This is a genomic window from Azonexus sp. MM2026_4 (assembly GCF_055901855.1).
Genome location: NZ_CM148380.1, coordinates 2,793,588 through 2,805,210, shown reverse-complemented (window position 1 = coordinate 2,805,210; position 11,623 = coordinate 2,793,588). Strand labels below are relative to the sequence as shown.

The 11,623-nt window shown below is 66.3% G+C and carries 6 protein-coding genes; 1 reads left to right on the top strand and 5 read right to left on the bottom strand.

Annotation, left to right across the window (positions count from 1 at the left end):
- Positions 1 to 9: 9 nt before the first annotated feature.
- From AC0KWY_RS13255 to scpA, 3 genes are read right to left on the bottom strand one after another with little or no spacing between them, the layout of a single operon-like run.
- Positions 10 to 1,545, bottom strand: a complete 1,536-nt coding sequence (locus AC0KWY_RS13255) for an acyl-CoA carboxylase subunit beta (RefSeq protein WP_474025967.1) — start codon at positions 1,543 to 1,545, stop codon at positions 10 to 12.
- Positions 1,546 to 1,573: 28 nt separating this feature from the next.
- Positions 1,574 to 2,584 carry a methylmalonyl Co-A mutase-associated GTPase MeaB gene (meaB, locus tag AC0KWY_RS13250; protein WP_474025966.1) on the bottom strand — a complete coding sequence of 337 codons (1,011 nt, stop codon included), beginning with the start codon at positions 2,582 to 2,584 and terminating at the stop codon, positions 1,574 to 1,576.
- A 7-nt stretch (positions 2,585 to 2,591) separates the two neighbouring features.
- Positions 2,592 to 4,742 carry a methylmalonyl-CoA mutase gene (scpA, locus tag AC0KWY_RS13245; RefSeq protein WP_474025965.1) on the bottom strand — a complete coding sequence of 717 codons (2,151 nt, stop codon included), beginning with the start codon at positions 4,740 to 4,742 and terminating at the stop codon, positions 2,592 to 2,594.
- Positions 4,743 to 4,910: 168 nt separating this feature from the next.
- Here scpA and AC0KWY_RS13240 point away from each other — a divergent pair, with 168 nt between their 5' ends.
- On the top strand, positions 4,911 to 5,579 hold the full coding sequence (locus AC0KWY_RS13240; protein ID WP_474025964.1) for a GntR family transcriptional regulator: 669 nt from the start codon (positions 4,911 to 4,913) through the stop codon (positions 5,577 to 5,579).
- Between the two features lie 13 nt (positions 5,580 to 5,592).
- Here the strand turns inward: AC0KWY_RS13240 and AC0KWY_RS13235 are convergent, their stop codons facing one another.
- On the bottom strand, positions 5,593 to 6,297 hold the full coding sequence (locus AC0KWY_RS13235) for a phospholipase D-like domain-containing protein (RefSeq protein ID WP_474025963.1): 705 nt from the start codon (positions 6,295 to 6,297) through the stop codon (positions 5,593 to 5,595).
- Positions 6,294 to 11,570, bottom strand: a complete 5,277-nt coding sequence (locus tag AC0KWY_RS13230) for a DNA repair ATPase (RefSeq protein ID WP_474025962.1) — start codon at positions 11,568 to 11,570, stop codon at positions 6,294 to 6,296. The genes AC0KWY_RS13235 and AC0KWY_RS13230 overlap by 4 nt, the downstream gene beginning before the upstream one ends.
- Between the last annotated feature and the right edge of the window lie 53 nt (positions 11,571 to 11,623).

The following is an 11,623-nucleotide window of genomic DNA, read 5'->3' as shown; positions in this document are numbered from 1 at the left end:
CCCTGACGCTTACAGAGGAATATTGCCGTGCTTGCGCCACGGATTTTCGAGTTTCTTGTCGCGCAGCATGGCCAGCGAGCGGGCGATCCGCTTGCGCGTGGCGTGCGGCATGATGACGTCGTCGATGAAGCCGCGGGCGCCGGCGACAAACGGATTGGCGAACTTTTCCTTGTACTCGGCTTCGCGCTGGGCGAGCTTGGCGGGGTCGTTCTTTTCTTCGCGGAAGATGATCTCGACCGCGCCCTTCGGGCCCATGACGGCGATTTCAGCCGACGGCCAGGCGAGGTTGACGTCGCCGCGCAGGTGCTTGGACGACATCACGTCGTAGGCACCGCCGTAGGCCTTGCGGGTGATGATGGTGACCTTCGGCACGGTGCATTCGGCGTAGGCGTAGAGCAGCTTGGCGCCGTGCTTGATGATGCCGCCGTATTCCTGTTGCGTGCCCGGCATGAAGCCCGGGACGTCGACGAAGGTGACGACCGGAATGTTGAAGGCGTCGCAGAAGCGGACGAAGCGGGCGGCCTTGATCGACGACTTGATGTCCAGGCAGCCGGCCAGGACCAGCGGCTGGTTGGCGACGATGCCGACCGGGTGGCCGTCCATGCGGCCGAAGCCGATGATGATGTTCTTGGCGTAGTCGGCCTGCAGTTCGAAGAAGTCGTTGTCATCGACCACCTTGATGATCAATTCCTTCATGTCGTACGGCTTGTTCGCGTTGTCCGGCACCAGGGTGTCGAGCGAATAGTCGAAGCGGTTGACCGGGTCGTTGGTCGGCGTGACCGGCGGCTTTTCCTTGTTGTTGGCCGGGATGAAGTTCATGAAGCGGCGCAGCATGGAGAGCGCTTCGACGTCGTTCTCGAAGGCGAGGTCGGCCACACCGGACTTGCTGGTGTGGGTGACGGCGCCGCCCAGTTCTTCGGCAGTGACGTCTTCGTGGGTGACGGTCTTGACCACTTCCGGACCGGTCACGAACATGTAGGACGAGTCCTTGACCATGAAGATGAAGTCGGTCATCGACGGCGAGTACACCGCGCCGCCGGCACAGGGGCCCATGATCATCGAGATCTGCGGCACGACGCCGGAGGCCATCACGTTGCGCTGGAAGACGTCGGCGTAACCGCCGAGGGAGGCAACGCCTTCCTGGATACGGGCGCCGCCCGAATCGTTGAGGCCGATCACCGGGGCGCCGACCTTCATCGCCTGGTCCATGACCTTGCAGATCTTCTCGGCGTGGGTTTCCGACAGCGAGCCGCCGAAGACGGTGAAGTCCTGCGAGAAGACGAAGACGAGACGGCCGTTGATCGTGCCGTAGCCGACGACGACGCCGTCGCCCGGGGTCTTCTCGGCCTGGTCCATGCCGAAGTTGACGCAGCGGTGCTCCTTGAACATGTCCCATTCTTCGAAGGACTCCGGGTCGAGCAACAGTTCGATGCGTTCGCGGGCGGTCAGCTTGCCCTTCTTGTGCTGGCTGTCGATACGCTTCTGGCCACCGCCGAGGCGGGCCAGTTCACGCTTCTTCTCAAGCTGGCGGATGATGTCATGCATGGAAAAACTCCCTCAATGGAACGGGTGATCAGTGTTTCAGATAGTCGAGCAGCGCATACGCGGCGGCGGCCGGGGTCGTATATCCTGCTTCGACGGAACGGGTCAGCGCGGGCAGGTTTTCCTGCACGCGCGGATGATTGCGGAAATGCTGGCGCAGGCCGGCGTCGATCAGTTGCCACATCCAGGCCAGCGACTGGTGCTGGCGCTTGGCGGCGAATTCGCCGGTCGGCTTGAGCGCCGCCTGGTATTTCTCTACTTCGGCCCAGAACTCGGCGATGCCCAGCTTGTGCAGCGCCGACAGCGCGATCACTGGCGGTGCCCAGTTGGGCGAGGCCGGGCGCAGCATGTGCAACGCATTGCGCCACTGGGCACGGACAACGGCGGTAGCCTGCTTGTCGATGTCGGCCTTGTTGATGACCACCATGTCGGCGATCTCGACGATACCCTTCTTGATTGCCTGCAGGTCGTCGCCGGCGTTCGGCAACTGCAGCAGGCAGAACATGTCGACCATGCCGGCGACCGTCGTTTCCGACTGGCCGACCCCCACGGTCTCGATGATGATCACGTCGTAGCCGGCCGCTTCGCAGAGCAGCATGGCTTCGCGCGTCTTCTCGGCAACGCCGCCGAGCGAACCGGCCGACGGACTGGGGCGGATGAAGGCTTCCTCGCGCTGGCTGAGCAGTTCCATGCGTGTCTTGTCGCCGAGGATGGAACCGCCGGAGACCGACGACGACGGATCGACGGCGAGTACGGCGAGCTTCTTGCCCTGCTCGATCAACCAGACGCCGAGCGCCTCGATGAAGGTGGATTTGCCGGCCCCGGGAACGCCCGAGATGCCGACCCGGATCGCGCCGCCGGTCTTCGGCAGCAGCGCGGTCAGCACCTGCTGAGCGCGCCGCTGGTGATCGGCGCGGGTCGACTCGATCAGCGTGATCGCCTTGGCCAGCGCCCGGCGCTGACCCTGGCTCACGCCATCGACCAACTGCCGGTCGGCGTCCGAGAGGAGATTCGCCTGCACCGGCGCCTCGTCCAGTTTCATCCCGGCCTTAGCCGCGTGCCTTGCGGATTTCTTCGAGCACGCGCTTGGCCGAATCCTCGATCCGGGTGCCCGGGCCGAAGATCGCCTTGGCGCCGGCCGCGTACAGCGCATCGTAGTCCTGCGCCGGAATCACGCCGCCGGCGAAAACGATGATGTCGTCGGCGCCCTGATCCTTCAGCGACTGGATGATCTGCGGCACCAGCGTCTTGTGGCCGGCGGCCAGCGACGAGCAGCCGATGGCGTGCACGTCGTTCTCGATCGCCTGGCGGGCGGCCTCTTCCGGCGTCTGGAAGAGCGGACCCATGTCGATGTCGAAGCCGAGGTCGGCGTAGGCCGTGGCGACGACCTTGGCGCCGCGGTCATGGCCGTCCTGACCGAGCTTGGCGATCATGATGCGCGGGCGACGGCCTTCTTCCTCGGCGAACTTGGCGACGTCGGCCTTGATCTCTTCCCAGCTTTCCATGCCTTCGACGACGCCTCCGTAAACCCCGGAAATGGTCTGGTTGTTGGCGCGGAAACGGCCGAAGACCTTTTCCAGCGCATCCGACACTTCGCCGACCGTGGCGCGCAGGCGGATTGCCTTGACGGTCAGGTCGAGCAGATTGCCTTCGCCGGTTTCGGCAGCCTTGGTCAGCGCGTCCAGCGCCGCGTTTACCGCAGCGCTGTCGCGCGTGGCGCGGATCTGCTTGAGACGGGCGACCTGTGCCTCGCGCACGGCGTGGTTGTCGATATCGAGGATGTCGATCGGGTCTTCCTTGGCCAGCTTGTACTTGTTGACGCCAACAATGACGTCCTTGCCCGAATCGATGCGCGCCTGTTTGTCGGCGGCACAGGTTTCGACCTGCATCTTGGCCCAGCCGGATTCGACGGCCTTGGTCATGCCGCCCATCGCTTCGATTTCCTGGATGATGCCCCAAGCCTTGTCGGCCATGTCCTGGGTCAGCTTTTCCATCATGTAGGAACCGGCCCACGGGTTGACGACGTTGGTGATGTGCGTTTCTTCCTGGATGATCAGCTGCGTGTTGCGGGCGATGCGGGCCGAGAACTCGGTCGGCAGCGCGATCGCTTCGTCGAGCGCATTGGTGTGCAGCGACTGGGTGCCGCCGAAGACCGCCGCCATCGCTTCGATGGTGGTACGCACGACGTTGTTGTACGGGTCCTGCTCGGTCAGCGACCAGCCGGAGGTCTGGCTGTGCGTGCGCAGCATCATCGACTTCGGGCTCTTGGCGTTGAAGCCGGACATGATGCGGTGCCAGAGCAGACGCGCGGCGCGCATCTTGGCGATTTCGAGATAGAAGTTCATCCCGACCGCCCAGAAGAAGGACAGGCGGCCGGCGAAGGTGTCGACGTCCATGCCGGAAGCGATGCCGGTGCGCACGTATTCCATGCCGTCGGCCAGCGTGAAGGCCAGTTCGATCGCCTGGTTGGCGCCGGCTTCCTGGATGTGATAACCCGAAATCGAGATCGAGTTGAACTTCGGCATGTGCTGCGCCGTGTAGCCGAAAATGTCGGCGATGATCTTCATCGACGGCTTGGGCGGATAGATGTAGGTGTTCCGCACCATGAACTCTTTGAGGATGTCGTTCTGGATCGTGCCGGACAGCTTGTCCTGGCTGACACCCTGTTCCTCGGCGGCGACGATGTAACCGGCGAGGATGGGCAGGACGGCGCCGTTCATCGTCATCGACACGGAAATCTTGTCGAGCGGGATGCCGTCGAAGAGGATTTTCATGTCCTCGACCGAGTCGATCGCCACGCCGGCCTTGCCGACGTCGCCGGTGACGCGGGCGTTGTCCGAGTCGTAGCCGCGGTGCGTGGCCAGGTCGAAAGCGACGGAAACGCCCTGGCCGCCGGCGGCGAGCGCCTTGCGGTAGAAGGCGTTGGAGGCTTCGGCGGTGGAGAAGCCGGCGTACTGGCGGATGGTCCACGGCTTGACCGCGTACATCGTCGGTTGCGGGCCGCGCAGGAAAGGCGCGACGCCCGGCAGGGTGTCGGCGAACTCGAGGCCGTCGACGTCCTTTTTCGTATACAGCGCCTTGACGGCAAGGCCTTCGGGGGTATTCCACACCAGGTTGTTGACGTCGCCACCCGGGGACTGTTTTGCTGCAGCCTTTTCCCAGGCATCCAGGTTGTTGGAATCAAAGAACTTTTCAGACATGAAACACCTCTCGCCGATTCGATTTTTTCGGGCCGATGATGCAGAATTCAAAATTCTACGCTTTCAGGGCCCAGCTTGACATGGTCAGCCCTAGATAATACTGTATCCATAATTACAGAGGCAAGCCGGCAATGCACCGGCCTGTCCGGCTCACAACTCTTCGAGACAATGAACCGCATCGCTCCCACCGCGCTTTACCAGGAAGTCGCCGAACGTCTGCGACAACGCATCTACGCTCACGAACTGCCGCCCGGCACCTGGATCGACGAGCAGAAGCTGGCCGAACAGTACGGCATCTCGCGCACGCCCTTGCGCGAAGCCCTGAAAGTGCTCGCCTCGGAAGGCCTGGTCGAATTGAAACCGCGCCGCGGTTGCTACGTCACCGAAATCTCCCGCCAGGATCTCGACGACATCTTTCCGCTGATCGCCCTCCTCGAGGGCCGCTGCGCGGCGGAGGCCGTGAAGCGGGCCAAGGCGGCGGATCTGACAGCACTCCGGACGATCCACGAGAAGCTCGAAGCGGCGGCGCGCGACACGCGTGTCGATGCCTTCTTCGAGGCCAACCAGGAATTCCACCGGAAGATACAGGAGCTGTCCGGCAATCGCTGGCTGCTGTCGGTGATCCAGGACCTGCGCAAGGTCCTCAAGATGTCTCGCCTGCATTCGCTGTCGCTGGAAGGCCGCCTGCAGCAATCGCTGGAAGAGCACCGGGCGATCCTCGCCTGCATGCTGGCCGGCGACGCGGCGGGCGCCGAGCGGCAGATGTACGAGCACTTGCTGTCCGGCCGCGAGGCGCTGGCCAGGATGCAGGAACAGCCGGGCAGCAAGGCCGCCTGAGCCGGGGCGGCGCTCAGTCGCCCAGTTGGCGCCAGAGTTTCTCGAACTGCGCCGAAAATTCCCCGACCAGTTGCCGGTCGTTGCTGAGCACCAGATTTTCCTCGTTGTACTGGCCGGCGCTGCGCGTCCAGTTGTAGCTGCCGTTGAGCAGCTTTTCGCCGTCGAAGATGGCGAACTTGTGGTGCATGTGCGCCTCCGTTCGGTCGACGACGACGGCGATCCCCACGTCACGCAGGCGGGAGATGTCGCTGCCGGCGTCGTACTCCTTGTCGTTGTCGGTGATGATGCGGACCGCGACGCCGCGCCGGTGGGCGGCCAGGACTTCTTCGGCGATGCGGTCGTCGGACAGCGTGAACACGCAGATGTCGATGCGCTGGCGGGCGTGGCGCAGGCAGCGCTGGATCGTTTGCAGGCACTCGGCGCCGGGGCTGAAGCTGGCTTCCTGGACAATTTGCGCGCTCGGCAGGCGCTGGGCGTCGAGGCTGCGGACGACGCCTTCCAGCCATTTCAGCAGCGCCAGTTGCAGCGGGTCGGCAAGGCGTTCCCGGACCAGGTCGAAGGAGTGGTTGCGCAAGCGGCGCAGGTCCTCGTCGCGCAGTGCGGCGGCATCCAGGGCGGCGGCCAGCGCGCGTTTCTCGTCGTCGCTCAGCCGGCCATCGGCGATGCCGCCGGCGAGCAGGGCCAGGATGTCCTCGATGCTGATCGCTGCGCCGCTCATGGTTTGCTCCGGGGTTTGGGTTTTTCCGGCGGCGGATTGCCGCCGGCTTCCTTCTCGAGCTTGTCGAGGTAGGTGCTGACCCGCTTCATCTCGTCCCACATCGAGTGGTCGAGGCGGATCTTGTGGTAAGTCGCGGTGACCAGCGGCAGCAGCACCTTTTCGTAGGCCTTGACCATGTCGCCGACGACGCCGGCGAACTGCGAGAGGTCGCCGGACTCGACATGGACGCTCGGCTTGACCGCGCGCAGCCCGGCCTCGATGCGGTCGAGGCCGTCGCCCAGGCGTTCGGCGAGCGCGCTGTCGGGCTTCAGGCCGTCGACGGCTCGAGCCACGTCGAGCAGCGAGGCGGCAATGCGCGTGCCGGCATCGCTGTCGTCGCCGCCCAGCTTGCGCTGGCGGACGAAGGCTTCCTTGATCGCGGTCCACCGCGCCCGCTCGTCGGCGCTTGGGGTGCCGAGCAGTTCGGCGAGCTTGAGCAGGTTTTCCTCGGCGCCGGTGGTCAGCGTCTGCGCTTCGCCGCGGTAATGGTCGCGCAGCAAGGCGTCGATCTCTTCGTCGCGCATGATCGCGGTGACCTTGCCGGCGAGCTTGGTCATGTTGCGGTAGCTGCCCTGCAGCTTGAACGGCGGCTCGCTGCGGTAAGCGTCCTTCTGCGCCGCCGACTCGATGTAGGCCAGGTTGACCTTGAGCAGCAGGTCGCGGATGCGGAACAGGCGTCGCATCAGGGCGACCAGCTCTTCCTGTTCGAGAGCGCTGTAGGGATGGCTGAAAGCGCTGCCGGGGATTTCCTCGCCTTCGGCGAGGCGGACCAGCAGCTGGACATCCTTCGGATCGCGCGAGGCGAGTGGCAGCAGTGCCGGGTTGGCGGTCAGGCTGTTCTCGATGTAGGAGAGGGCGAACAGCGCTTCGCGGCCGTCGAGGACGTCGCCCAGGTTGTAGATGTCGGCGCGGTTGGCCAGCATGTCGGGAATCTTGAAGACGTCGCCGGACTCGGTGTAGGGGTTGCCGGCCATGACCACGGCGAAACGCTTGCCGCGCATGTCGTAGGTGCGCGCCTCGCCCTTCCAGACGCCTTCGATACGCCGCGTGCCGTCGGCCAGGGCGATGAACTTCTGCAGGAACTCGGGGCTGGTGTGCTGGATGTCGTCGAGGTAGAGCATCACGTTGCTGCCCATGGCCAGGCCGAGGTTGAGCTTCTCCAGCTCCTGGCGCGCGGCGCCGTTGGTGGCGGCGGGGTCGAGGGCGGTGACCGAGTGGCCGAGCACCGGGCAGTTGATGCGGACGAAGACCAGGCCGAGACGGTCGGCGACGTATTCCATCAGCGTCGTCTTGCCGTAGCCGGGCGGCGAGATCAGCAGCAGCAGGCCCATGCGGTCGGTGCGGTTGCCGGCGCCGGCGGTGCCGAGCTGTTTGGCCAGGTTGTCGCCGAGCAGCGGCAGGTAGACTTCGTCAATCAGCCGGTTGCGGACGAAGGTCGACAGCGGCTTGGCCTGGAACTGGGCGAGGCCCAGGCGGGCCTTTTCGGCACCGAGCAGTTCGTGGCGCAACTGGTGGAACTGCTCGAAGGCGGGAACGATGCGGCTGCGATGGTCGTGGAAGCGCTGCCAGAAATCGTTGAGGTTGAGCGCCAGGCGCCCGTCGACGATGCGCGGGTGTTCGCTGCGCAGGCCGTCGATGCCGACCGCGAGGTCGGCGTTGATGCGCAGGCGCGGCAGGGCGACGGCCAGGCGGCCGGCGGCGTCGTCGATCCAGTCGGCGGCGCCGGCATGGTGCGCGGCGGCGAAGGCCGCCACCCAGGCGCGGACCAGTTGCCAGCGTTCGGCCGGTTCGGCGCTGTCGAGGTCGCGCTGCCAGTCGGCCAGTTGCTGCGTGCGTTCGAGTTCCTTCAATAGCGCGTCGGCAAGGTCGTCGGCCGGGCCGGCGATCACCCACCTGGCCTCGCCGCGTTCGGCGGCCAGTTGGCGGATCAGGTAGGCCGCCGCCTGGGCGCAGAGGACCGGCAACTGTGCCTCGGCCTCCGCTGCCGTCGGCGGCGCGAATTCCCGGGCGAAGCGCAGCAGGGCCTGGGCGGTGGCGGCTTCGAGTCGGCTCAGGGCGTCGCCGGCGGCGAAGCGCTGCTGCAGGTGCAGCGCGCTGCGCGCCTGGCGCAACAGCGCCTCGCGCTCGCCGACGAAGCAGCCGTGCTGCCAGTAGAGGAGCGCCAGCACGCGCTGCTGCGGACTCCAGGCGAGCAGCCCGGCTTCGTCCTGCATGCGGATCAGCGCGCCGAGCAGGCGGGCCGCATCGTCGTCGTGGATGCCTTTCTGGTAACCCTCGCGGTAGCGCGTCGCGGCGTGTTGGCGAACCAGCGCCGGCAAGGTCGGTGTGTCGCCGCTTGCCGCCTGGCGCAGTTCCGCCCAGCCCGGGGCATCGGGCTGGCCGTTGAGGGCGGCGTGGAGCAGGCTGCCGGCCAGGTATTCGGCGCGCGCCAGCGCTGGCGTCTCCGACACCAGCGGCTGTTCCCAGAAGGCGCGGTAGGCGGCGAGACGGCTGTCGTCCACCGCATCGTAGTAATCGGTGCCGGTCAGGTGCCAGGCCAGTCCCTGTTCGCGCGGCAGCAGCGTCAGGTCGAGCGCCTGCTGGCTGACGGTGAAGGCATGGCGGCCGAAGCGCAGCGTGTTGCCGTCGTCGCCGAGCAGTTCGCGGCGGTCGCGGACGCTGCGCAGGGCCTGGTCGCGGGCAGTCTTGATGCGGGTGTCGAGGTCGTCGGCGGCGACGCCGTCGCCGAGCGCGCGCAGGTCTTCGACCAGTTTCTGCAGCTTGCCGATCAGCGGGTCGGCGGCGAAGTAGCCATGAACTTCGGCAATTTCCTGGAACTTGGCGACGCGTCGGGGGATGCCGTCGAGGATGCGGGCGCCGGCCTCGTTGAGCGAGCGAACGCGTCGCTGGCGGGCGTCGAGCAGGCTCTGGCGGCGCGCCGACAGGGCTTCATAGACGGCTTCGCGCTGGCTGGCGATGTCGGCCAGGAAATTGTCCTGCTCGGCAAAGCGCCCTTCCAGTTCCTCCAGCCGGGCGAGCAGCCGGGTCAGCGCTTCGTCGCATTTCTCCGGGGTGTCGGCGAACTCCAGCGCGCTTTCGACGGTCTGGCCGAACAGCTTGAACTGGGCGCCGAACTCGGCGGCGGCTTCGGCGCTGCCCAGGTTGCGCCGGCGGTTGCGGGCTTCGGCGCGCAGGCGGTTGGTTTCGGCGTAGAGCGCCGAGATGCGGTCGAGGATGTCGGTGCGCTGCACGGCGTCGCCGCCGGGCAGGCCGCCCAGTTGTTCGCTCAGCAGATCGAGACCGGCGGCGACGGCGTCGAGCTCGCCGAGAATCTGCTCGAGCACCTGGGCGGTCGCCGCCTGCGGGATGCGCGCAGCGAGGCCGTCGAGCAACTGGCGCTGGCCGCTAAAGGCGTCCGCCGTCGCCAGGAATTGCATGGCGCGCTCGCCGACCCGATTCTGTTCCTCGGCCAGCGCCTGATCCATCGCCTCGATCCGCGGCAGGTCGGCGTAGCGGAGCTCCTTAAGGGGCTGCAGGCGGCCGCGCCGTTCGCGCAGCAGGTTGAGGGCGCTGACGAATTCGTCCGAACTGCGCCACAGCATGCCGGCGATCCGGTTCAGCAACTCGCGCTGCTCGGTCTCGGCGGCAGCCAGCGCCTGCGCCGTCTCGCGGCGGATGCTGTCGACCTTCTCGAATTCGGCCAGGGTCAGCCGGGCGCCTTCGGCGATCGCCTGCAATTCGCCGCCGAGGCCACCGGCCTCGGCTTCGGATAGCCAGAAATAGGCGTCCTGGGCCCGGCTGCACTGGCGGATCAGGTCTTCGTAGGCGGTGCGCGTCGGCACCTGTTCGCGCACGGCGCGGGCGATCGCGTTCAGTTCGGAGATGCCGCGCACCAGGTCGGCATTGCCGATGCGGCCGAAAAAGCCCTGGCCGGCGGCCTGCTTGCCGGCGTGTTCGTCGCTGCAGAATGGCGTCTGCCACAACTGCATCGGGTGCACCCGGGTCGGCTCGCCGCCGTCGGCCTGGAAGACCAGGATGCGGCCGTCCGGGAAGCGGGCGTAGCCGTTGCCGAGAATCGGCGCGCCGAGGGTCTTGTCGATCAGGTTGTAGGTGAACAGCGCGTAATGGCCGAGGCCGGGCTGGTAGAAGACGTAGAGCACGTCTTCGCCGTTCGGCGAGCGCAGGACGCGCTTGAAGCGCAGGTTGTCGAGCATCGCTTCCGGCAGGTCGAAACGCTTGTGCTCGCCGGACTGCAGGTAGTAGCCACCGGGAAAGATGATGCCGTGGTCTTCCGGCAACTGGATGCAGGAGACGCCGATGGCGTCGATCCGGGTGACGCTTTGCGTGCGCGTGTTGTAGACCAGGTAGCGCACCGTCTGCTCGCGGTAGGGCTTGATGCGCAGCAGGATCAGCAGGCCGAGCCGGGCGTAGGCGACTTCGGCGTCGTCGAGCGACTGCGTCTTGTCCTCGACCGCTTCGCTGTAGATGCCGAGCCCGCTCTCGGTGTTGTTTTCGATCTTGACCGTCAGGTCGCCGCCGATGGTTTCGACGAAGACCGTGTCGAGAATGTTGACGTGCGGATGGCGGCCGCCGACCTGGTCCTCGCGCCGGGTCGGCGTCCATTCGAAATCATGGCTCGGCGGCAGCGCCATGTCGCGCTCGCCGCGGTTGTCGATGTAGCGCAGGCTGCCGTCGTTTTCCAGGCTCCAGCGGAAGACGCGCAGGTCGTGCAGTTGCTGGCCGATCTGGAAGGCGGCGAGCAGCTTGTCCTGGGTGACGCGCAACTGGATCAGCGTCGCCTGCTTGTAATAGGCGTGCAGTTCGCGGAAATCGGAAACGAAGCGCTGGTCCTCGAGGAAGCTGCCGGTCAGCGGCAGGGCTTCGAGTTCGTCGCCGCCGCCCGCCTCGGCCAGCCGGTAGAGGGCGAAGACGTCGCCGACCGCGGTTTCCTTGCGCAGGCCGATGAAGACGTTGTAGCCGAAGAGCAGGCGGTCGCCGATGCGGACGATGTCGCGGGCGACGCAGTTGTTCTCGGTGCGGGCGCGGGTGCGCAGGATCAGCGACTGCTCGTTGCGGCCGAATTCGGCGACGCGCGCCGCGTTCAGCGCCTGGGTCCGGGTCAGCAGCGCGTCGCCGTGACCGGCGAGGCGTTTCTTCAGTAGCTCGTAACTGCCGCTGTCGCCGACCATCGCGTCGGTCGGGTCGGTCGTCGCGGTAGCCGGGATTTCAGGTGCAGGCGTATTCGTGGAAGCCATGGCGGGGCGCCCCTAGAGGTGGTTCACAGCGCTCCGCCCGGCGGCGGGCGGAG